The organism is Roseomonas sp. E05 (genome assembly GCF_030063475.1).
Taxonomy (GTDB): Bacteria; Pseudomonadota; Alphaproteobacteria; order Acetobacterales; family Acetobacteraceae; genus Pseudoroseomonas.
On the sequence record NZ_JASIRT010000033.1, the window covers coordinates 1 to 22,431 of the forward strand.

20 protein-coding genes and 1 pseudogene are annotated in these 22,431 nt (G+C 71.5%); 11 read left to right on the forward strand and 10 right to left on the reverse strand.

The window, feature by feature from the left end; all coding sequences use genetic code 11:
- The 11 genes and pseudogenes from QMO56_RS22085 to metW form a co-directional block, all read left to right on the forward strand.
- Positions 1–102 (forward strand): annotated as a pseudogene (locus QMO56_RS22085) (IS5/IS1182 family transposase); the annotation flags it as partial.
- 598 nt (positions 103–700) lie between these two features.
- On the forward strand, positions 701–1,318 hold the full coding sequence (locus tag QMO56_RS22090) for a thioredoxin domain-containing protein (RefSeq protein ID WP_283529400.1): 618 nt from the start codon (positions 701–703) through the stop codon (positions 1,316–1,318).
- 104 nt (positions 1,319–1,422) lie between these two features.
- Positions 1,423–5,421: a chromosome segregation SMC family protein gene (locus tag QMO56_RS22095; RefSeq protein WP_408906545.1), complete on the forward strand. Its 3,999-nt coding sequence runs from the start codon at positions 1,423–1,425 to the stop codon at positions 5,419–5,421.
- Positions 5,422–5,577: 156 nt separating this feature from the next.
- On the forward strand, positions 5,578–6,000 hold the full coding sequence (locus tag QMO56_RS22100) for a molybdopterin-dependent oxidoreductase (RefSeq protein ID WP_283529402.1): 423 nt from the start codon (positions 5,578–5,580) through the stop codon (positions 5,998–6,000).
- A gap of 2 nt (positions 6,001–6,002) precedes the next feature.
- Positions 6,003–8,396, forward strand: coding sequence for a bifunctional diguanylate cyclase/phosphodiesterase (locus QMO56_RS22105; protein ID WP_283529403.1), 2,394 nt, complete (start codon positions 6,003–6,005; stop codon positions 8,394–8,396).
- A gap of 99 nt (positions 8,397–8,495) precedes the next feature.
- On the forward strand, positions 8,496–8,804 hold the full coding sequence (locus QMO56_RS22110; protein WP_283529404.1) for an AtpZ/AtpI family protein: 309 nt from the start codon (positions 8,496–8,498) through the stop codon (positions 8,802–8,804).
- A 23-nt stretch (positions 8,805–8,827) separates the two neighbouring features.
- Entirely contained in the window at positions 8,828–9,583 is a 756-nt protein-coding gene (locus tag QMO56_RS22115; RefSeq protein ID WP_283529405.1) for a F0F1 ATP synthase subunit A, read from the forward strand.
- An 85-nt stretch (positions 9,584–9,668) separates the two neighbouring features.
- The gene (locus QMO56_RS22120) at positions 9,669–9,896 is read left to right on the forward strand and encodes an ATP synthase subunit C family protein (protein WP_076959667.1); all 228 of its coding nucleotides are present in this window, start codon (positions 9,669–9,671) and stop codon (positions 9,894–9,896) included.
- A gap of 79 nt (positions 9,897–9,975) precedes the next feature.
- The gene (locus QMO56_RS22125) at positions 9,976–10,581 is read left to right on the forward strand and encodes a F0F1 ATP synthase subunit B' (RefSeq protein ID WP_283529407.1); all 606 of its coding nucleotides are present in this window, start codon (positions 9,976–9,978) and stop codon (positions 10,579–10,581) included.
- Positions 10,582–10,593: 12 nt separating this feature from the next.
- A complete protein-coding gene (locus QMO56_RS22130) occupies positions 10,594–11,100 on the forward strand; it encodes a F0F1 ATP synthase subunit B (RefSeq protein WP_283529408.1) in 507 nt (168 codons plus the stop codon).
- 171 nt (positions 11,101–11,271) lie between these two features.
- On the forward strand, positions 11,272–11,892 hold the full coding sequence (metW, locus tag QMO56_RS22135; protein ID WP_283529450.1) for a methionine biosynthesis protein MetW: 621 nt from the start codon (positions 11,272–11,274) through the stop codon (positions 11,890–11,892).
- Positions 11,893–12,023: 131 nt separating this feature from the next.
- Here the strand turns inward: metW and QMO56_RS22140 are convergent, their stop codons facing one another.
- The 10 genes from QMO56_RS22140 to QMO56_RS22185 all read right to left on the reverse strand — a co-directional run bounded on the left by QMO56_RS22140 (position 12,024) and on the right by QMO56_RS22185 (position 22,376).
- Positions 12,024–13,130 (reverse strand): DSD1 family PLP-dependent enzyme, encoded by a 1,107-nt coding sequence (locus QMO56_RS22140; RefSeq protein WP_283529409.1) that lies wholly within the window; start codon positions 13,128–13,130, stop codon positions 12,024–12,026.
- A gap of 93 nt (positions 13,131–13,223) precedes the next feature.
- Complete coding sequence (locus QMO56_RS22145) at positions 13,224–13,784, reverse strand: Hsp20/alpha crystallin family protein (protein WP_283529410.1); 561 nt, start codon at positions 13,782–13,784, stop codon at positions 13,224–13,226.
- Positions 13,785–13,994: 210 nt separating this feature from the next.
- On the reverse strand, positions 13,995–14,624 hold the full coding sequence (locus QMO56_RS22150; protein ID WP_283529411.1) for a nucleotidyltransferase family protein: 630 nt from the start codon (positions 14,622–14,624) through the stop codon (positions 13,995–13,997).
- Complete coding sequence (locus QMO56_RS22155; RefSeq protein WP_283529412.1) at positions 14,567–14,863, reverse strand: gamma-glutamylcyclotransferase family protein; 297 nt, start codon at positions 14,861–14,863, stop codon at positions 14,567–14,569. Before QMO56_RS22155 ends, QMO56_RS22150 begins: the two co-directional genes overlap by 58 nt.
- 38 nt (positions 14,864–14,901) lie before the next feature.
- The gene (pgmG, locus tag QMO56_RS22160; protein WP_283529413.1) at positions 14,902–16,314 is read right to left on the reverse strand and encodes a phosphoglucomutase/phosphomannomutase PgmG; all 1,413 of its coding nucleotides are present in this window, start codon (positions 16,312–16,314) and stop codon (positions 14,902–14,904) included.
- A 16-nt stretch (positions 16,315–16,330) separates the two neighbouring features.
- Positions 16,331–17,635, reverse strand: coding sequence for a UDP-glucose/GDP-mannose dehydrogenase family protein (locus QMO56_RS22165; RefSeq protein ID WP_283529414.1), 1,305 nt, complete (start codon positions 17,633–17,635; stop codon positions 16,331–16,333).
- A gap of 9 nt (positions 17,636–17,644) precedes the next feature.
- Positions 17,645–18,514 (reverse strand): UTP--glucose-1-phosphate uridylyltransferase GalU, encoded by an 870-nt coding sequence (galU, locus tag QMO56_RS22170; protein ID WP_283529416.1) that lies wholly within the window; start codon positions 18,512–18,514, stop codon positions 17,645–17,647.
- A 140-nt stretch (positions 18,515–18,654) separates the two neighbouring features.
- Positions 18,655–19,332, reverse strand: a complete 678-nt coding sequence (locus QMO56_RS22175) for a DnaJ domain-containing protein (protein WP_283529417.1) — start codon at positions 19,330–19,332, stop codon at positions 18,655–18,657.
- Positions 19,333–19,342: 10 nt separating this feature from the next.
- Positions 19,343–20,044, reverse strand: a complete 702-nt coding sequence (locus QMO56_RS22180; RefSeq protein WP_283529452.1) for a VWA domain-containing protein — start codon at positions 20,042–20,044, stop codon at positions 19,343–19,345.
- Positions 20,045–20,114: 70 nt separating this feature from the next.
- Entirely contained in the window at positions 20,115–22,376 is a 2,262-nt protein-coding gene (locus QMO56_RS22185; protein WP_283529418.1) for an NADP-dependent malic enzyme, read from the reverse strand.
- Positions 22,377–22,431: the final 55 nt, after the last annotated feature.

The following is a 22,431-nucleotide window of genomic DNA, read 5'->3' on the forward strand; positions in this document are numbered from 1 at the left end:
ATGAAGGACTGGCGGCGCATCGCTACGCGCTACGACCGCTTGGCCAGGAACTTCCTCTCCGCCATCGCGCTCGTCGCAACCGCTTGTTTCTGGCTCCCCTGATTGAGTCGGCAACCTAGAAAAGGCAGCAATGTATATGGCGCATAGAAATATTATCCCTTAGAAAAATCCACAAAGCAGCGAAATGCAGAAAAAGACAGAATAATGCTCTTCTCATCATGACGGATAATAACAGGATTTTTTTTATAGTCGTGACCGTTTGTTCGGATTCTCCTGCTCAACATCTGTCCGCGATAAAAACAACAGGATCGCCTTTCAAGGTCCGTTATTTCCGTCAGGGGTGGAAATTTCCTGTAGTTTCTGGTCCATGGCCTGCGTCTACCCGCGCTGTGGCAAGGTTCGCCAGATACACGATCTACGCTCATGCCGCATTGCGGCCAGAAAGATGCGAAGGCTGCCGCAAGCCCAGCCGCCTCGCTATAGATAGAACAACTCTGGACGGTGAGCCGCCCTTCTGATCGGGTCTTGGCGGGTCCCCGGCGGGCCTCCGCCTGCGTGGCGAAGTGCAACGGTGGATGGACAGGCGCCCGCCGCCCGGCCATCTGCGGCGGGATCGCCTCGGGGTGGGGTTCTGCGGTAGAGACAGCGCAGCCCGGCCACCCGGACGGGGTGCCGCCATCGTCAAGCCGAAGGAGCTTCCATGTCCCTCTCCCGCCGCACGCTGATGCTGGCTCCGGCCATCCTGCTCCCGGTCGCCGCCACCGCCCAGGGGACCACGCAGGGGACCGACCCGCGCCTCGGCGAGCGCTCGGCCGGCCCGGCCGACGCGCCGGTGACGGTGCAGGAATTCTTTTCGCTGACCTGCACGCATTGCGCCGCCTTCCACCGCGAGACCTGGCCGCGCGTGAAGCAGGAGCTGGTGGAAAAGGGCAAGATGCGAATGGTCTGGCGCGACTTCCCGCTGGATCAGCTCGCCCTGGCCGCCGCGCAGGTGGCGCGCGCCCTGCCGCCGGAGCGCTACGAGGGCTTCATCAGCGCGCTGCTCGCCAGCCAGGAGCGCTGGGCCTTCAACCGCAACGCCGACAACATCGCCGAGATCGCCAAGGTCGCCGCCCTGGCGGGGATGAACCGGCAGCAGGTGGACGCCGCCATCAATGATGAGGCGCTGCGCCGCGCCATCCTGGAGGAGCGGCTGAAGGCCGAGCAGCAGTACAAGGTGAACTCCACCCCCACCTTCGTCTTCGGCAGCAAGGTGGTGCCGGGTGCTCTGTCCTTCGACCGCTTCGCGCAACTGGTCCAGGAGGCCTCCGGCACTTGACCGAGGTTGTGTCCGAAGGCGGCGCCCGGGAAGAGGGCACCGCGCCCGAGGAGAACGCGCCGGCGCGGGACGCCGCCACGGAGGCCGCGGCACGCGCCGCGGCCCTGCGGGCGGTGCTGTCGCGCTTGCGCATCGCCGGCTTCAAGTCCTTCGCCGAGCCGACCACGCTGGACGTGCTGCCGGGCCTGACCGGCATCGTCGGCCCGAATGGCTGCGGCAAGTCCAACGTCGTCGAGGCGCTGCGCTGGGCGATGGGCGAGACCAATGCCCGCGCCATGCGCGGCGGCGAGATGGACGACGTCATCTTCGCCGGCACCGCCACCCGCGCGGGCCGCAACCAGGCTGAGGTGACGCTGCTGCTGGAGGAGGCCTCCGGCCTCGCCCCGCCGCCGCACCAGGAGGCGGCCGAGCTGGAGATCACCCGCCGCATCGTGCGCGGCGAGGGCACCGGCTTCCGCATCAACGGCCGCGAGGTGCGCGGGCGGGACGTGCAGACGCTGTTCGCCGATATCGGCAGCGGCGCCCGCTCCTCGGCCATGGTGAGCCAGGGCAAGGTGGCCACGCTGATCGCCGCCAAGCCGGAGGAGCGCCGGCAGGTGCTGGAGGAGGCCGCCGGCATCGCCGGGCTGCGCGCCCGCAAGCACGAGGCCGAGCTGAAGCTGCGCCAGGCCGAGCAGAACCTGACCCGCGCCGACGACCTGAAGGGGCAGCTCGAGGTGCAGCGGCAGTCGCTGCAGCGCCAGGCCCGGCAGGCGGCGCGCTACCGCAACCTCTCCGGCCTGACCCGGCAGGCGGAGGCCGAGTATTTCTCGCTGCTGGTCGCCCGCGCCGAGAAGGCGCTGACCGGCAGCCGCAACGCCTACGCCGCCGCCCGCGCCGCCACCGGCCGCGCCGAGCAGGCCGCCGCCGAGGCCACCCAGCGCGCCTTCACGGCTGAGCGGGCGCTGCCCGCGCCGCGCGCCGAGGAGGCCGAGGCGCGCACCGCGCTGGAGCGGCACCGCGTCGAGTCGGAAGGGCTGGAGGCGGAGGAGCGCCGCGCCCGCGCCACCCTGGCCGATGCCGAGGCGCGGCTGGCGCAGATCCGGGACGATCTCGGCCATGCCCGGAGGCTGGTCGAGGATGCCGGCGCCGCCGAGGGGCGGCTGGCCGAGGAGGCGCGGACGCTGGAAGGCGTGGCCGCCGCCCTGCCGGAGCGCCGCGAGGCCGCGCGGGCCGAGCAGGTGGAGGCCGAGGAGGCCGTGGCCAGGCTGGAGCGCGAGGCCGACCGCGCCGCGCAGCAGGCCGCCGAGGCGGCTGCCGAGCAGGCACGGGTCAGTGGCGAGGTGAACGCGGCCCGGCAGCGCGCCGAGCGGCTGCGGCAGCAGCATGAGGCCCTTCTGGGCCAGCAGCGCGAGGCCGAGGCCGCCCATGTCGCGCCTGAGACGATCGAGGCCGCCGGCGCCGCCCGGCAGGCCGCCGAGGCGGCGCTGGCCGAGGCGCGTGCCGCGCTGGAGCAGGCCGAGACCGCCCGCGCCGCCGCGCAGGAGCGGCATGCCGCCGCCCGGCGCGCGGTCGCCGAGGCCGAGGCGGGGCGCAGCCGCGCCACCGCTGAACGCGACGCCGCCGCCAACCGCGCGCGGCAGGTGACGGAGCAGCGCGACCGGCTGCGCCGCGAGCGCGACGCCGCCGCCGCCGAGCAGCCGGATCCCACCGCGCTGGACGCCGCCCGTACCGCCACCGCCGAGGCGGAGGCCCGGCTCGCCGCGGCGCGCAAGGCGCTGGCCGAGGCGGAGGGCGCGCGCAGCGCCGCCGCCGGGGCGCATGCGCTGGCCCGCGGCAATGCCAGCGCCGCCGAGGCCGCCCGCGCCCGCGCCGGGGCCGAGCGGCAGGGCCTCGCCGACCTGCTGCGCTCCGGCGAGCCGGGCGCGGCGGCACCGATCCTGGAAGCCGTGGTGGTGCCGCAGGGGCTGGAAGCGGCGCTCGGCGCGGCCTTGGGCGAGGCGCTGGAAAGCCCCGCCGATCCGCGCGCGCCGCGTCATTGGCGCCGCTTGCCGCCGCTGGAGGCGCCGGCACCGCTGCCGGAGGGTGCCACGCCCCTCGGCCGGCTGGTTGAGGCGCCGCCGGAGCTGGCGCGCGCCTTGTCGCAGGTCGGGCTGCTGGATGCGGGAATCGATGGCGCGGCGCTGCAGGCGCGGCTGGCGCCGGGGCAGAGCCTGGTCTCCCGCGAGGGCGCGCTGTGGCGCTGGGATGGGCACGGCATCCAGGCCGGAGCGCCCAGCCCGGGCGCGGTGCGGCTGACCCAGCGCAACCGGTTGCGGGCCGCCGAGCAGGCGCTGGAGCAGGCGGTGGCCGCCGCGAAGGAGGTCGCCGCCACCGCCGAGGCGGCGAAGCACGCCGAGACGCAGGCGGCCGGGGCCGAGTCCCAGGCCCGCGCCGCGCGCAGCGCCGCCGAGACCACGCTGGCCCGTGCGCGCGAAGCCGAGGCGCGGCTCGCCGCCCAGGCCGAGCGGGCGGAGAGCCGGCTGGCCGCGCTCGGGCCGCAGCTGGAGCGGCTGGAGACCGAGCTGCAGGCGGCGCAGGCGGCCCGCGAGGCCGCCGAGGGGGTGCTCGCCACCCTGCCGGATGCCACCGCCGCCCGCGTGGCGCGCGAGGCGGCGGCGCAGGAGGAAAGCGCCGCCCAGGCTGCCGAGGCCGGCGCGCGGGATGCGCGACGCAAGGCCGAGGCGGGGCTGGAGGGGGCGCGGGCGGAGGAATCCCGGCTGGCCAGCCGGGCCGCCAGCGCGGAGAGCCGGTTGCGCGCGCTGGCGCCGCAGCTCGCCCGCGTGACGGAGGATCGCGCCGAGGCCGAGCGCCTGCAGGCCGAGGCGGAGGCCGCCCTGACCGCGCTGCCGGACCTCGATGGGATGCGGCAGGCGGTGGAGACGGCGCGGCAGGCCTTGGCCGCCGGCCGCGCGCGGGCAGGGGCGGCGCGTGACGTCGCCGCCGCGCTGGCCGCGGAGACGGAGCGCGCTGCCGGACGGCTCGCCGCGCTGGCGCAGGAGCGCACCTCCTGGGCCGAGCGGCGGGAGACCGCTGCGGCGCGCCTGGCCGAGCTGGATCGCCGCGCCGAGGAAGCGGCCGCCGCCCGCGAGGCGGCCGTCAGTGCCCCGGAGGAGGCGGCCGCCCGCCGCGCCGCCGCCGGAAGGGTGCTGGCTGAGGCCAAGGCCCGGCACGAGGCCGCCGCCGCGAAGCTGAGGGCCGCCGAGACGGAGGATCGCGAGGCGGCGGAGGGCCGGCGGCAGGCGGATGCCGCCTTCGCCGCGGCGCGCGAGGCGCAGGTGCGCGCCCAGGCCGCGGTGGAGCAGGCGGAGCAGGCGGCGGGCTCGGTGGCCGCCCGCCTCGTCGAGCGGCTGGGGGAGGACGCCGCCCTGCCGGAACCGCCGGAGGATCTCTCCGACGCGGCGGAGGACAAGGCGCGCCGCAAGGCCGAGCGGCTGGCGCGCGAGCGCGAGGAAATGGGGCCCGTCAACCTGCGGGCCGAGCAGGAGGTGGCGGAGATGGAAGCGCGGATCGGCGCCATCGATCGCGACCGCGACGAGATCGGCACCGCCATTGCCAAGTTGCGCGGCTCGATCGGCCATCTGAACCGCGAGGGGCGGGAGCGGCTGCGCGCCGTCTTCAACCGGGTGGATGCCGAATTCCGCGCCCTGTTCGGCCGGTTGTTCGGCGGCGGGCGGGCGCATCTGGCGCTGGTCGGCAGCGAGGACCCGCTGGAGGCCGGGCTGGAGATCTATGCCGAGCCGCCGGGCAAGAAGCTCGCCACCCTCTCGTTGCTCTCGGGCGGCGAGCAGGCGCTGACGGCGCTTTCGCTGATCTTCGCCGTGTTCCGCTGCCAGCCCGCGCCGGTCTGCGTGCTCGACGAGGTGGACGCGCCGCTGGACGACGCCAATGTCGAGCGGCTCTGCGGCCTGCTGGAGGCGATGGCGGAGGAGGCGGGCACCCGTTTCCTGGTGGTCACCCACCACCCGCTGACCATGGCGCGGATGCACCGGCTCTATGGCGTGACGATGCAGGAGCGGGGGGTCAGCCGGCTGCTCTCGGTAGACCTGGGTGTGGCAGCGGAGTTGGTGGAGGGTGGGCGTTAACCGCATCATCACGAATCTGTGTTGTTTAGCTCTCCGTAGCGGCACATCTTCTCCCTACCTGCCGCTCGGAGAAGGAAGATGCTTCCTCGTCGCCGTGTCTTCACGCTCCTGCCAGGGTTGCTGAGCCTGTTTCCAGGCGTAACCCGGGCCGCCGAGATGGCTCCGCCTCCCTCCCTCGTCGTGACCGGGCTGATCGCCGGTGCGCCGGAGGGCATGCGGCGCTTCGGCCTGGAAGAGCTGGAGGCGCTTGGGTTGCAGGAGCTGCGGACGACCACCCCCTGGACGGCCGGCATGCAGGTCTTCTCCGGCGTGCCGCTGGCACGGCTGCTGCAGGCCGTCGGCGCCCATGGCACGGTGCTGCATACCGTTGCCCTGAACGACTACACCGTGGTCATTCCCGAGGAGGACGCCCGGCTGCATGGCGCCTTCCTGGCCACGCGGCTGGATGGAAGGCCGATGCGCATCCGCGACCGGGGGCCGATCTGGCTCGTCTACCCCTGGTCGGAGCGGCCGGCGCTTGACCAGATGACGTACCACGAGCGGTCGATCTGGCAGCTGCAGCGCATCGAGGTCCGGTAACCGTGCCATCCGGCGGTGGCCTTTCGGCAGCCGCGTCGCGCGCCTGGCTGCTGGCGGGGCTGGCAGCCCAGCTCCGCCATGGGCGGCTGCTGTTCAAGTTCGGCCTGGGGATCGCCGCGCTGCTGTTCCTCATCTCGCTCGGCGCCTCGTTCCTGCATATCGGTGCCCAGTACCGGCGGGAGGGGCAGCTGTTGCGCAGCGGGCTGTGGATGACCACCCAGGCCGCCTTCGAGGCGGCGCGCTTCGACGCCGCGCTCAGCCGCTACGCCGCCCAGGCCCTGCCGGCCTGGCAGCTCGAACAGCGTTTCGAGATCCTCTACAGCCGCATCAAGCTGCTCGGCAGCGGCGACGACCCGAATGAATACACCCAGCTGGAACGCCTGCACGGGGTGCTGCCGCGGATCGCCGGAATCCTGCGGGTGCTGGACGAGGACCTGCAGAAGCTGCTCGCCGGCGAGGCCACGGCGCTGCCGCGCCTCTACGCCAGCTACCGGGAGCTGGAGGTGCAACTCGCCGCCGCGCTGCGGATGCTCCACCTCGACCAGCAGGAGGCGGCGGACCATGCCGTCACCGGGCTGCGCAGCCTGCACTGGACCTTCATCGCCTCCGCGATGGGGCTGCTGCTCTCGGCAGGGCTGCTGATCGCCCTGCTGATGGTGGAAACGCGCCGGGCGCTGCGCCTGCGGCAGCAGGCCGAGGCCGCCGCGGCGCGCCAGTCCGAGGCGGAGCGCACCCTGCGCATCCTGATGGACAGTGTCCCGGCGATGATCAGCACCTTCGACCGGAAAGGCCGCTGCCTGTTCGTGAACGAGGCGCATGCGAGCTTCCACGGGAGCGAGGAGGCGACGCCGCAGTGTGACGAGACGGGGGGCGCCGGCAATGTGCTGGCACTGGTCCATCTGGTGCTGTCCTCACCCGGGCCGCTGCCCTTCCAGGAGGACAGCCTGTGCAACGCCTCCGGCGAGCCGCGCACCCTGCTGACCACGGCCGTGGCGGTGAAGAACGATGCGGGTGAGGCGGAGCGGGTGGTGGTCATCTCGCTCGATATCACCGAGCGCAAGCAGGCCGAGGACCGCATTCGCTACCTGGCCGAGCATGACGCCCTGACCGACCTGCCCAACCGGGTGCTCTACACCACCCGGCTGCGCGCCATGCTCGGGCAGGCGAAGCTCGGGCTCACGGGCGATTTCGCCCTGCACCTGATCGACCTCGACCGTTTCAAGACGATCAACGACAGCCTGGGCCATCCCGTCGGCGACAAGCTGCTGGTGGCGGCAGCCGAGCGGATGCGCACCTGCCTGCGCCGCGGCGACATGGCCGCGCGGATTGGCGGCGACGAGTTCGCGGTGATCCAGCGCGACGTCTGGAGCCCGGAGGACGCGCGGCGCCTGGCCGGGCGGCTGGTGCGACTGCTGGAGGAGCCCTTCACCATCGAGGGTTCGGTCGTCCGCTGTGGCGCCAGCATCGGCACGGTGCTGGGGCCGCAGCAGGGAAACTCGCTGGAGCTGCTGCAGCAGCGGGCCGATCGGGCGCTCTACCACGCCAAGGCGGAGGGGCGTGGCTGCGCGGTGATGTTCGACACCGGCATGGAGCAGGCCTGGCTGGAGCAGCGCCTATTGGAGGCGGAGCTGCGCCTGGCGCTGGAGCGGGGGGAGCTGACCCTGGTCTACCAGCCGAAATTCTGCCTGCGCACCGATCGGCCGGTCGGCTGCGAGGCGCTGCTGCGCTGGATGCATCCGGAGCGCGGGCCGATCTCGCCGGCACGCTTCGTGCCGGTGGCGGAGGAAGCGGGGATGGCCGCCCTGCTCGCCCGGTACGTGCTGCGGCAGGCCTGCGCACAGGTGCTTGCCTGGCAGGGGGAAGGGCTGGAGGTGCGCGTGGCGGTGAACCTCTCGGCGGCGCTCTTCGCGAACGACCAGGCGCCGGCCCTGGTCGAGGCGGCGCTGCGGGAGAGCGGCATGCCGCCTCATCTGCTGGAGGTTGAGTTGACGGAGGGCGTATTCATCCGGGACCCCGCGGCCGCGCGGGAGGCGCTGACGCGGCTGCAGCAGTTCGGCGTCCGGGTGGCGCTGGATGATTTCGGCACCGGCTATTCCTCGCTCAGCTATCTGCAGCACCTGCCCTTCAGCGTGCTGAAGGTGGATCGGGCCTTCATCGGCGCCCTGCAGGTGGAGGGCAGCAGCAGCCGCCTGATCGTCGAGACCATCCTGCGGCTGGCGCATGGTCTGGGCGCCGAGGTGGTGGCCGAGGGGGTGGAGACCCCGGCCCAGCTCGCGGCACTGCACGAGCTGGGATGTGACGCGGCGCAGGGCTTCCTGCTCGGCTTGCCGATGGCGCCCGCCGCGCTGGCTGAGGTGTTCCGCACCACCGGCCCGAGCGGGCGGCAGGTGGCTTAGGCCGCGCCGGCGGCGGCAAGGCCTTCACGCCCTTGACACCACATGAACGCCCCCTTACGAGCCGTCCAGCCTACCGGCGGGGCAACCGCGGGAGCGAAGGTGAACGGACGCGACGACTTCAACGAGCGCTTGCGCAAGGCCCGGCAGCGCCAGGGTCTTGAGCGGAGTACTCGGGGTGCCGATGGGGACGGTCAGGGTGGCCTGCCCCCAAGCGCCTTGCGGATCGGCCTGCGGGCCGGCGCCGAGGTCGTCTCGGCGCTGATCGCCGGGGCCGGAATCGGTTGGCTGATCGATCGCTTGCTCGGCACGTTCCCCTGGCTCTTCATGCTGTTCTTCGCCATAGGTGGTGTCGCCGGGGTTCTGAACGTCTATCGGCTGTTCAACCCCCGGAAGGGCGCGCGCAAGTAGCACCGGATGACGGGAGAGCCGCAGTGGCCGCGGAAGGCAAAACGATCGACGCGCTGAGCCAGTTCGAGCTGACGCATGCCCTCGGGCCTGTGGGCGCCGCGGTGAATTTCACGCAGTCCAATGCCTTCATGCTGATCGCGGCAGCGGTCATCGTGCTGCTCATGACCGTCGGCATGGCGCCGCGCGCCATCGTTCCGGGGCGCCTGCAGGCGGCTGCCGAGACCTTTTACGAATTCGTCGAGAACCTGGTGGTCGGGCAGGTCGGGCACGAGGGCAAGCGGTACTTTCCGTTCGTCTTCACCCTGTTCATGTTTGTCCTGCTGGGCAATGTGATCGGGCTGTTCCCCTACGCCTTCACCTACACCAGCCACATCGCCGTGACCTTCGGGCTGGCCGCCATCGTCTTCGTCCTGACGACGCTGGTGGCGCTGGCCCTGCACGGCAAGAAGTTCTTCGGCTACTTCTTCCCCGAGGGCGCGCCGCTTTGGCTCGCGCCCATCATCGTGCCGGTCGAGGTGGTGTCCTACCTCTCGCGGCCGATCAGCCTTTCCGTCCGTCTGTTCGCCAACATGGTTGCCGGCCACGTGCTGCTGAAGGTCTTCGCCACCTTCGTCGTGCTGCTGGGCGGCCTGGGCATCGTCGGTCCGCTCGTCGCGACGCTGCCGCTGGCGGTCAATGTTCTCCTGATCGGGTTCGAACTCCTGGTGGCCTTCCTGCAGGCCTATGTGTTCGCCATCCTGACCAGCATCTATCTGCATGACGCGGTGCATCTGCACTGACGGGGTCAGTCCTCACAAAGGGGCCACGTCTTTGCCGACCCGCGTCCCGCGGACTTAACATCAGATCAGCGAAGGGATTCTTCTGATGGAAATCGTGCTTGCTGCGAAGGCGATCGGCGCCGGTATTGCCGTTCTCGCCCTGTTTGGCGTCGGTCTGGCGCTGGGCAACATCTTCTCGACGCTGATCGCGTCCGTGGCCCGCAACCCGGCCTCCCGCGACACCGTGTTCCCGATCGGCATCCTGGGCTTCGCCCTGACGGAAGCCGTCGCGCTGTTCGCGCTGCTGATCGCCTTCCTCATCCTGTTCACCTGATGCCGCGGCGGTGCGGCGCCGGCTTCTGGCCGGCGCCGCACCACCAAGGTTGGGGCTCAAGACGACAGGGATGCAGATGATGAAGCCGATGCCCCTCGCCGGGATGCTGGCCCTGCTGGCGACTTCCGCCGCGCGCGCGGTCGAGACAGCCGGCGGCGCCATGGAGGAAACTTCCACCGGCGGCATGCCGCAGCTGGATTTTTCCAATCCGCTGATGCTGGCGCAGGTGGTCTGGATGCTGATCATCTTCGGCGTCCTGTACTACGTGCTGGCCAATGTGGCGCTGCCGCGCGTCACCTCCGTGCTGGAGGAGCGCCGCCAGCGAATCGAGGGTGACCTCGAGGCCGCCCGCGCCGCCAAGGCCGAGGCGGATACCGCCGCTCGTGCCTATCAGGATGCCACCGCCAAGGCGCGTGCCGACAGCCAGGCCGCCATCGCCGGCGCCCTGCAGGCCGCCCAGGCCGAGGCCTCCACGAAGAACGAGGCGCTGAATGCCCGCCTCGCCGAACAGATCGAGGCCGCCGAGGCCCGCATCAGCACGGCCCGCGACACCGCCATGGCCGCGCTGCGCGAGGTGGCGACCGACACCGCCAATGCGATGGTGACGCGCCTGACCGGCCTGAAGCAGGAATCCGCCACCGCTACCGCCGTGCAGCGCCAGCTGGCCGCCCAGGGCCGGGCGTAAAGGGAGGGCGCCATGCACCATTACGAGCATTTCTGGCTCAACCCGGTTTTCTGGGTCGCCGTCTCCTTCGTCATCTTCGTGGTCCTGCTGGGCCGCACGATCTGGGGCAAGGCGACCGAGGCGCTCGATGCACGCGCCAACCGCATCCGCGCCGACCTCGATGAGGCGGCCCGCCTGCGCGCCGAGGCCGAGGCGATGCGTCGTCAGGCCGAGGCGGACCGTGTCGCCGCCATGGCCGAGGCCGAGGCGCTGGTCGCCCGCGCCAGGGCCGAGGCCGAGCGGGTTTCCGCCGCGACCGCCGCGGAGGCCGAGGCCGCTGCCAAGCGCCGCGAGCGGATGGCGATGGACCGCATCCAGGCGGCCGAGGCCAGCGCCCTGGCCGAGGTGCGCAACGCCGCCATCGCGATTGCCGCCGCCGCGGCGCGCGACGTGATCGCCGACAAGCTGGACGCGAGCGCCGATGCCAAGCTCATCGACGCCGCGGTGGCCGAACTGCCGAAGGTGCTGCGCGCCGCCTGAGCGCCTCACCTATCGGCGCACTGAAAGCGGGGGCCTCACGGCCCCCGTTTGCGTTTCCGGTGTTTGCCTTGTGGCGGGGCAGGGAGTATCGCTCCCGGCGAGATCTCCGCACGGCCAGGATTTCCCGCATTGCCCGACACCACGGCACCGGTGCGCTACGTCGCCAAGAACATGCGTCTCGACCTGCGGCTGATCGCGGGCATGATCGCGCCCGGGACGAAGGTGCTCGACATCGGCTGCGGCGACGGCGCCCTGCTGGAGCATCTGACGCGCGAGAAGGGCGCCGATGCGCGTGGCATGGAGATCGACATGGCGCAGGCGACGGCGGCCGTCGCCCAGGGCCTGGCGGTGATCCAGGGCGATGCCGACACCGACCTCGCCTTCTATCCGGACGACGCCTTCGATTACGTCGTGCTCTCGCGCACGCTGCACGCGGTGGAGAAGCCGCGCGAGGTGCTGCGGCAGATGCTGCGGATCGGCCGCTACGCCATCGTCTCCTTCCCGAATTTCGGCCACTGGGAGGTGCGGATGAAGCTCCTCCTCACCGGCCGGATGCCGATGACCGAGACCTGGGGCCGCCCCTGGCACGAGACGCCCAACATCCATCCCTGCACCATCCTGGATTTCTTCGACCTCTGCGAGGCGGATGGCTACGCCGTCGAGCAGTGGCTGGCGGTGGACGAGAAGGGGCTGCGCGCGCCCTGGGAGCGCACGGTGCGGCTGGCCAACCTGTTCGGCGAGCAGGCGCTGTTCCGCCTCACCAGGAAGGACAAGAAAAGCCCGGGGGAATGAATTCCCTGCCGGACGCCGTGCGTCCGATCCCCTTCCTTCTTCTTGGAGTTTCCCGCGCGGGCTGGCAGCGCAGCGCCAAGCTGACAAAAGAAAGATGGGGGTCTGGGGGAATTCCTTCCCCCAGCCCTGCTTCAGGCCATGGCGCCGCGCGCGGCGATCGGCCACAGGCACTCCACCCGACCGTTGCGCAGGCCGACGAACCAGTCGTAGCGATCGATGGTCGGGTCGCAATGGCCGGGCACCAGCCGCAGCTTCTCGCCCAGCTTCGGCGGCGTACCGCCCTCGATGCGGATATTGCCATGCTCATCCGAGGCGCCGGCATAGCGCAGGCCCAGCCGCTGCCAGGGCTGCGGGAAACCGGAATCGGTCGGCGCCGCCTTATGCCCGGCATCCACCACGGCGAGGTCCGGCTTGGGCGTGCTCATCACCTGGGTCAGGATGAAAAGGGCGTGGCGGAAAGGGGGCGCTTCCTGGTTCGCGGCATAGTCCGCGTCCATGAAGGCGTAGGAGCCGGCCTGGATTTCGGTGAAGACGCCGCTGGCGGCCTCCAGCGGGAAGGTGCCGGTGCCGGCGCCGCCGACGATGCCGCAGTCCAGCCCCCGCTGGCGCAACTGCTCCACCGTGCGGCGGGTGCGCTCGATGGCACCGTTGATCGCCTCCGCCCGGCCTTCGGGCGTGCGGATGTGCTGGGCGCTGCCATGATAAGCCTGCAGCCCGCCGAAGGTGAGATGGCGGCTGCCGGCGATGCGTTCGGCGAGCGCCACCGCCTCCGGCCCGGGCGCCACCCCGCAACGGCCGGCCCCGACATCGATCTCCACCAGGACAGGCAGGCGGATGCCGGCCGCCTCGGCGGCCTGCTCCGCCAGGGCGAGGGCCTCGGCATTGTCGGTGCAGAGCGCCACCTTGCTGATGCGCGCCAGGGCCGCCAGCCGCGCCAGCTTGCGCGGCGAGACCACCTCGTTGCTCACCAGAATGTCCGGTACGCCGCCCCAGGCGAGGATCTCGGCCTCCGCCACCTTCTGCACGCACTGCCCGACGGCGCCGCGACGGATCTGCTGCAGGGCGACGATGGGCGACTTGTGGGTCTTGGCATGGGCGCGCAGCTTCGCACCGGTCGGAGCGAGGAAGCTCGCCATGGCGTCGAGATTGGCTTCGAAGGCGTCGAGATCGAGGAGCAGGGCGGGAGTGTCCACCTCCTCCTCGCGCATGCCAGGCTCGGCGGGGGGCGGTTGCAGCATGGCAGGACTCCGGCACAGGGAAGGGCGGAAGGGTAGGGCGGGTCACGCCGCCGTCAAACCCCCCCCCGACCCTCTTCCGGCCGGTCGGGCAGCCTATTTGGAAGCTGCCTTGACCTCGATCTTGCGCTGCTTCTGCGCCGCCTCGGCCGTCTTGGGAAGGACGACGGTCAGCACGCCCTTGTCGAAGCTGGCATCGATCTTCTCACGGTCCACCCCCTCGGGAAGCTGGAAGGCGCGCTGGAAGGAGCCGTAGCGCCGCTCGGACAGATAGTAGCTTTCCGTCTTCTCCTCCTTCTCTTCCTTCTTCTCGCCCTTGATGGTGAGGAGGTCGCCGGAGATGCCGAGATCCACATCGCCCGGGCCCATGCCGGGCAGTTCGGCGGTAATGCGGTACTCCTTCTCGCTCTCCACCACGTCAATGGCCGGGACCGCGGCACCGAAGGCGGTGTCGAAGCGCCAGGCAGCCACGGGCGCCGCGGCACCGCGCCGGGCCTGCCCCGGACCGGCGCCGCGCCAGAAGCCGTCGAACAGGCGATCAACCTCCTCACGAAGGGTGGCGAGCGGCTGCCAGAAGGGGTCCTGCCGCACGGCGGGGGGCGGTGCGGAGGGCTGCTGCGTGGACTTCTCGGATGCCGTGATCGAGCCTTCAGCCATGGTGATCCTCCAGACAGACTGTCGTTCGGTCGGGTTGCGAGAATGCGCTGTTCGGGAACGGCGCCCCTCACAGGCACATTTCGACCCCGCAGCGCCGGTACCGCCCTGATATGCATCAGCAGCCAAGGGTAACGGCTGAGGGAGGAGGAAGGGGGCCTGGCTGCGCCGGCGACAGCAGCCTGCCGGGCCCGGGAGCCTTGGCGAAGGCGCTCAGGCTTCCGGCCGAAGGCGCGGCAGGCCGATCAGGCGCAGCTTCGGCCAGCGCGCGCACCACCCCCGCTGGACAATACGCTCCGCCACGAGGCGCAGCTTCTCCGGGCGGCCGGCGAAGGCAGGGCCGGGCCGCACCACGAGTCCGAACAGATCCTCCAGTCCAAGAGGCGCGAGGAACTCGATGCCGGCCGGACCGCAGCGCGCGGCAATGGCCGTGGCCGTCTCGGGCCAGTGCCGCAGGGCGTCGGCGGTATCGGCATAGGGCGCATCGCCGTTGCGGCGGTGCATGCGCGCCTGGTTCCGCGCGGACCAGGCGAGGCCGGGCAGAGCGGCATGCAGCGCCGCTTCCACGGCGGTCTCGGGCACGGCTTCCTGCGGGGCGAAGAACACCACGTCGAGGTCGGCACCCGGCCGCAAGCCCGGCGGGCGGCCGTGCAGCGCATCCCAGACCGCGTTGCGGACGAAGCCGGCGCCGATCCAGGCGTCCGGCAGATCAAGGCGTGCCAGGGCGGCCAGGGGAGCATGCAGCGCCGGGGTTTCCGCCAGCAGGCGGGCCATCCAGGCGGCGTTCACGGCCAGGGGCGGCCAGAGGCGCGCCAGGGCGGCGCGATCCAGGCGCGCGCCCATAGCGGCCCGCGCGCCGTGCGCACCCGCAGCGGCGCCAGCCGGTAGAACGGCCCTTCATAGACGTGCAGGCGGACCAGGGCGGCGGGCGGAGGACGGACCAGCAGCCCGGCCACCGTGCCGGGCCCGCGCGCCAGAGTGGGATAGGGAGTGCCGCGCAGGGCAACGCGGCGGAAGCCCGGCGCCTCGGCCGGGATGGCGCGGCGATGCAGGTGGGCATCGCCGGCCTCGCGGGTCAGCACGCCGCGGTCCAGCAGCGTGCCGTAGAGGAAAAGCGGGGTCAGTGCCCCGCATTCTCGCCGGAGAAGTCCGGCGCCTGCAGGCCCGAGGCTTCGACCTGCTCGGCCAGCAGGGCCTTCAGGCGTTCCAGCCCTTCCTCGGTCTTGGCCTCGGCGCGGGCGACCAGCACCGCCTGGGTGTTGGAGGCGCGCAGCAGCCACCAGCCATCCTCGGTCAACACGCGCACGCCGTCCACGTCCTGCACATTGGCGCCGGACTTGGCCAGCCGCTCCTTCACCTCGGTGATGACGCCGAACTTGCGCTCGTCCGGGCAGTCGAAGCGCAGCTCCGGCGTGTTGATCACCTGCGGCAGGGCGGCGCGCATGGCGGCCAGGGAGTCGCCGGACCGCGCCACGATGCCGAGCAGGCGCGCCGCGGAGTAGAGCGCATCGTCGAAGCCGTACCACTTGTCGGCGAAGAAGATGTGGCCCGACATCTCGCCGGCCAGCGGGGCCTTGGTCTCGGCCATCTTCGCCTTGATCAGCGAGTGGCCGGTCTTCCACATCAGCGGCGTGCCGCCGGCCTTGGCCACCTCGTCGAACAGGACCTGGCTGGCCTTCACGTCGGCGATGATGGTGCCGCCCGGGTTGGCCTTCAGCACGTCGCGCGCCAGCACCACCAGGAGCTGGTCGCCGAAGAGCATGTTGCCCTCGCCATCCACCGCGCCGATGCGGTCGGCGTCGCCATCGAAGGCGATGCCGAGGTCCGCCTTCTGCTTCTTCACCTCGGCGATGATCTGCTCGAGGTTCTTCAGCACCGTGGGGTCGGGGTGGTGGTTGGGGAAGCGGCCGTCGATCTCACCGTTGATGACGGTGTGCTGGCCCGGCAGCCTGGCGACGAGATGGTTGGTGATCGCGGCGCCGGAACCGTTGCCCGGGTCCCAGACCACCTTCAGCGCGCGGTCGCCGCCGTCATAGTCCTTCAGCAGGCGGGCGATGTACTCCTCGGAGATGTCCACCTGGGTGGAGGAGCCGGAGGCTTCCGGCACCACGTCCCCGGCGGCGGCCATCTTGCCGATCTCCTGGATCTGCGCGCCAAAGAAGGGCTTCTTGCCCAGCATCATCTTGAAGCCGTTGTAGTCCGGCGGGTTGTGGCTGCCGGTCACCATCGCCGCGCCGTCGGCGCCGAGGGCATAGGCGGCGTAGTAGAGCATGGGCGTCGGGCCGCAGCCGATGCGCGCCACCTCCAGCCCGCAGGCGACGAGGCCGGCGACGAGCTGCGCCTCCAGCTCGGGTGAGGAGAGGCGGCCGTCATAGCCCACCGCCACCTTCTTGCCGCCGCCGCGCACCACGATGCTGCCGAAGCAGCGGCCGATGGCGAAGGCGTCCGCGCCGGAGAGGGTTTTCCCGACGATGCCGCGGATGTCGTATTCGCGGAGCGAGGTGGGGTGGAACTCGTGACGGAAGGCGGTCATTCCGGATTCCTTGAACTTACGGACGGCCAATCGAGGAGTAGTCGAACCCGCATTCGCGCATGGCGGCAGGGTCCCAGACGTTGCGCAGGTCGCAGACGACGCGGCCGGCCATGGTGCGGCGCAGCTTCTCCGGCGCGATGGCGCGGAACTCGTTCCATTCGGTGACCAGCACCAGGGCATCGGCACCCTCGGCGGCGCCGAGCGCGCTTTCGGCATAGTGCACCGCCGCCGGCAGCATCTGGCGGGCATGGCCGGGCTGCGGATCATAGGCGCGGACCCGCGCCCCGGCGGCGACCAGCGCCGGGATGATCACCAGCGAGGGGGCGTCGCGCATGTCGTCGGTCTCGGGCTTGAAGGTCAGCCCGAACACCGCGATGGTCTTGCCCGCCACCGAGCCGCCGCAGGCGGCCACCACGCGCTCGGCCATCTGCGCCTTGCGTGCCTCGTTGGCGGCGATGGTCTGCTCGACGATGGTGGCCGGCGCGCCCAGCTCCTGTGCCGTGCGGGCGAGCGCCAGCGTGTCCTTGGGGAAGCAGGAGCCGCCATAGCCCGGCCCGGCATGCAGGAACTTGCGGCCGATGCGGCCATCGAGCCCCATGCCGCGCGCCACGTCATGCACGTTGGCGCCGGCCCGCTCGCAGAGATCGGCCATCTGGTTGATGAAGGTGATCTTCACCGCCAGGAAGGCGTTGGCGGCGTATTTGATCAGCTCGGCGGTCTCGATCGAGGTCGCCACGACGGGCGTCTCGATCAGGTAGAGCGGGCGGTAGAGCCGCTTCAGCACCTTCAGCGCCCGCTCGCTCTCCACGCCGATCACCACGCGGTCGGGCCGCATGAAGTCGCCGATGGCGCTGCCCTCGCGCAGGAACTCGGGGTTGGAGGCGACCTCGATCTCCAGCTCCGGGCGCACCCGGCGGACGATCTCCTTCACCTGCCGCCCGGTGCCGACCGGCACGGTGGACTTGGTGACCAGCACCAGCGGCCCCTCGGCCGCCTTCGCCACCTGCTCGGCGGCGGCGAAGACATAGGTCAGGTCGGCATGGCCGTCGCCGCGCCGGGTGGGCGTGCCGACGGCGAGGAAGACCGCATCCGCCCCGCGCACCGCCTCGGCCAGCTCGGTGGTGAAGGTCAGGCGGCCATCGGCGGCGTTCTCCGCCACCAGCCGGTCGAGCCCGGGCTCGTAGATGGGAATCCGGCCGGCCCGCAACGCCTCAACCTTGGACGCGTCCGTGTCCATCACGCACACGTCCACGCCGAATTCCGCGAAGCAGGCGCCGGAGACCAGACCGACATAGCCGGCCCCGACCATGGCAATGCGCATTGCGGCGCCTCAGACGTATTTCGGCAGGAAGTCGTGCACCGCCTGGGCGATGTCGGGCCGCTGCAGCGCGAAGGCGATCTGCGCCTCCAGGAAGCCCACCTTATCGCCGCAGTCGAAGCGCCGGCCCTCGTAGCGCAGGCCGTGGAAGGGCTGCCTGCCGATCAGCTTGGCCATGGCATCGGTGAGCTGAACCTCGCCGCCGGCACCCTTCTCCATCTTGGAGAGGTGCTCCAGCACCTCCGGCATCAGCACGTAGCGGCCAATGACGGTGAGGTTGGAGGGCGCATCCTCCGGCTTTGGCTTCTCGACCAGGCCCTTCACCGAGACCAGCCGGCCCTTGTCCTCCGCGATGTCCAGCACGCCGTACTTGTTGACGCGCTCCATCGGCACCTCCTCGACGGCGACGACGTTGCCGCCGGTCTCGTGATAGGCCTCGGCGAGCTGCTGCGTGCAGGGGGTCTTGCACAGCATCAGGTCGTCCGGCAGCAGGATGGCGAAGGGGTCGTCGCCGATGAAGGCGCGGGCGCACCAGATGGCGTGGCCCAGGCCCATCGGGATCTGCTGGCGCACCGTGGTGATGCTGCCGGGCAGCGAGGCCTGCCGCCGCAGGTCGTCCAGGATATCCTGCTTGCCGCGCTCCTCCAGCGTCCGCTCCAGCTCGTAGGCCACGTCGAAATGCTCGACGATGGCGGTCTTGCCGCGGCCGGTGACGAAGCAGAACTGGTCGATGCCCGCCGCGCGGGCCTCCTCGACGGCGTACTGGATCAGCGGCTTGTCGACGATCGGCAGCATCTCCTTGGCCATGGCCTTGGTGGCCGGCAGGAAGCGCGTTCCCAGCCCGGCGACCGGAAGCACGGCTTTCTTCAGCGGTTTCGTCACGCAGGGCTCCTCCAAGTCTCGAAACGGCGTCCAGCGCACTCCGCCACGCGGAGGCGGCAGAAAAAAGGCTTTCTTCGCGGAAGCATTGCCACGAGGGCACCGTCACGGCAATTGATCCGCAGATAGCTTCTTGATGAACTTCAGCGCAGCAGGACGTCGCGCGCCCGGTTCAGGCGGGCCGCCTGTTCGGCCGAGCCGCCGTGGTCCGGGTGTGCCTGCCGCATCAGCCGGCGGTGCGCCGCGCGGATCTCCGCCGTGCTGGCGCCCTCCCGCAGTCCCAGCACCGCCAGGGCGGCGGCGCGGTCCATTGTCTCGCCGGCCGGCGCTGCGGCGGCCCGCCAGGCTGGATGGGCCCGCTCCAGCCAGGTCTCCAGCAGCGGCAGGCTTTCCGGGTCGTTCACGGCGCACTCGCTCCGCAGCGCCAGAAGATCCTCCAGGGGCATCTCGCCCAGTTCCCGCCCGGCCCAGCGACCCTGCCGGACCTGGCCGGAGAGCGCACCGCTTCCGAGGTCCAGGCGCATGGCGAGGCTGGCGGTTTCCACCGTGGTCTCCTGCGCGCCGCTCCCGGGGGCGCCGAAGCGCCGCGCGGCCCGCCAGCCCCGCCAGAGGCGCAGCGCCAGCGGCAGCAGTGGCAGGAGGGCGGGCAGGGCCTGGAGCAGCCGGCCGCCGCGCAGCAGCAGCAGGAAGGCGAGCACGCCGGCGATCGCCAGCAGCACCGCGCCGGTGCGCTTCACCTGCGCCACGCTGGCCGTCGCGAAGCCCCAGAGCAGCAGGGCCAGCAGGAGCAGCAGCGCCAGGCCGCCCAGCAGCCAGCTCATCGGCGCCGGGTCATCGCCCGGGGGCGGGAAGCTGCGCCATCAGCCCGCGCGCCGCCGCGCCGGGCAGGCGGGCGAGTGCCTCCCGCCCGCCGGCGGCGAAGATCGCGACGGCGCGCAGCAGCTCGCCGAGCGCGGCGGCGCTGCCCTCGTCCAGCGCACGGTGCGCGCCGCCGGACAGCCGAGCGATCTGCCGCAGCACTGCTCCGGCGGTGGCGTCATGCCCCTCCTGGAAGGCGAAGACCGGCGTGCCGCGCAGGCCGAGCTGGCCCGCCGCGTGGCAGAGCGGGTCCGGCGCCTCCTCCACCGCGTCGCCCACGAAGACCAGGGCGGCGACCCGCTCGCGCGCCGTCTCGGCCAGGGCATGGGCGAGCACCTTGCCGATCTGCGTGCGGCCGCCGAGGCAGGTGACGCCGGTCATGCGCCGCGCCAGCTCGGTGCCGTCGGTGAGGAAGGGGGTGGCGGCGAACTCGCCATAGCCCCGGTAATAGGCGAGCTGCACCGCGAGCCCGCCATGCGCGGCGGCGGCCTGGAACATCTCGGCCTGCAGGTGGCAGGCGCGGTCCCAGCTCGGCTGGCGGCTGGCCGTGGCGTCGATGGCGAAAACCAGCCGGCCGGGGCGGTGCACGCCCGCTTTCACCGCCGGCAGGCTCTCCACCTGCTTCAGGAAGGCGGCGACGGCGGCCGAGGCAGGACGGTCGGGGAGGTTCGCCATGCCCTGCAAGATGGCGAGGCGCCCCCGCCCGAGGCAAGGCTCGGGCAAGGGGATTTTCGCGCCGGGACGGTCAGGCCTGGGTGCTGGCCACCGCCGTCAGGTTGGCGATGCCGCGCGCGGTGACACTCGGCACCAGCACATGGATCGGCTTGCGCATGCCGAGCAGCAGCGGGCCGAGCTGCAGCCCGTCCGCCGCGGCCTTCACCAGGTTGTAGGCGATGTTGGCCGCATCGAGGTTCGGCATCACCAGCAGGTTGGCGGATTCGGTCAGCGGCGAATCATGGACCGCGCGCTCCCGGATGGCCGGCACCAGGGCGGCATCGGCGTGCATCTCGCCATCCACCTCCAGATCCGGCGCGGCAGCCTGGATGAGCTGCAGCGCCTCGCGCATCTTGCGGGCGGAGGGAGCCTGGCTGGCGCCGAAGGAGGAGTGCGAGAGCAGCGCCACGCGCGGGTGCAGGCCGAAGGCGCGCACCTGCTCGGCGGCCAGCAGCGTCATCTCGGCCACCTGCTCGGCGGTGGGGTCCACCAGCAGGTGGGTGTCCACGAAGAACAGCGTGCCGGCGGGCAGGATCACGCCGGTCATGGCGTAGACGCGGCTGGCCGACTCCTGCTTGCCGATGACGTCATAGGCCTGGTGCCACAGCCGCATCCACTCGCCCTGGCCGCCAACCAGGGCGGCATCCACCTGGCCGGACTCCAGCAGCAGCGCGGCGGCCACGGCCGGGCGCAGGCGCACGGCGCGCTCGGCCGTGTCGGGCGGCACGCCGCGGCGGCCCACCTTCTGGCGGTAAAGGTCCACCAGCGGCCCGAACACCGCCTCGTCCTCCGCCGGGTCGAGCAGACGGACGCTCTCGGCAAGGTCCATCCGCAGGCCCATGGCCTTCACCTTGGCCTCGATGGCGCTGCGGCGGCCGATCAGCACCGGCTCGGCGGTGCCGTCGTCGAGCACGCTCTGCACGGCGCGCAACACGCGCTCATCCTCGCCCTCGCTGTAGACGACGCGCTTCGGCGCCTTGCGGGCGGCGTGGATCACCGGCCGCATCAGGTCGCCGGAGCGGTAGACGAAGCGCTCCAGCGTCTCGCGATAGGCGTCGAAGTCGGCGATCGGGCGGGTGGCGACGCCCGATTCCATGGCGGCACGCGCCACGGAGGGGGCGATCTCCAGGATCAGCCGGGGGTCGAAGGGCTTGGGGATGATGTAGTCCGGCCCGAAGACCGGCGCCTGCCCGCCATAGGCCGCCGCCACCACCTCCGAGGCCTCGATGCGGGCGAGGCGGGCGATGGCCTCCACCGCCGCGACCTTCATCGCCTCATTGATCGTGGTGGCGCCGGCATCCAGCGCGCCGCGGAAGATGAAGGGGAAGCAGAGGACGTTGTTGACCTGGTTCGGATAGTCTGAGCGGCCCGTCGCCACGATGGCGTCCGGCCGGGCGGCGCGCACCGCCTCGGGCAGGATCTCCGGCTCGGGATTGGCCAGCGCCAGCACCAGCGGGCGCGGAGCCAGGCGGGGCAGCCACTCGGCCTTCAGCACGCGCGGGGCGGAGAGGCCGAGGAAGACGTCGGCGCCCTCCAGCACCTGCTCCAGCGTGCGCGCCTCGGTCTCGCGGGCGTAGCGCGCCTTGTAGGGGTCCATCAGCTCGGCGCGGCCGGCATAGACCACGCCCTTGATGTCGGTGACGGTGATGTTCTCCGCCTGCGCGCCCATCGCCACCAGCAGGTCGAGGCAGGCGAGCGCGGCGGCGCCGGCACCGGAGGTGACGATCTTCGCCTCGGCCAGGTTCTTGCCCTGCAGCAGCAGGCCGTTGCGGACGGCGGCGGCGACGATGATGGCGGTGCCGTGCTGGTCGTCGTGGAAGACCGGGATCTTCATCCGCTCCCGCAGGCTCCGCTCGATCTCGAAGCACTCGGGGGCCTTGATGTCCTCCAGGTTGATGGCGCCGAAGGAGGGCTCCAGCACCGCCACCGCCTCGACGAAGCGGGCGGGGTCCAGTTCGTCCACCTCCAGGTCGATGGAATCGATGCCGGCGAACTTCTTGAAGAGGACCGCCTTGCCTTCCATCACCGGCTTCGAGGCCAGGGCGCCGATGGCGCCGAGGCCGAGCACGGCGGTGCCATTGGTGATCACCGCGACCATGTTGCCGCGGGTGGTCATCTCATAGGCGGCGCGGGGGTTCTCGGCGATGGCCTCGCAGGCGGCGGCGACGCCGGGCGAATAGGCAAGGGCCAGATCGCGCTGGGTTGCCATGCGCTTGGTCGCTTCGACACTGAGCTTCCCAGGGCGGGGGAGCCGGTGGTAGTCGAGCGCTGCTTTACGGAAATCCTCGTCCATTGGCACCTCCGGGCCCCGGACGATGACGGAGCCGGCGTCTGGTCACAAGGACCGG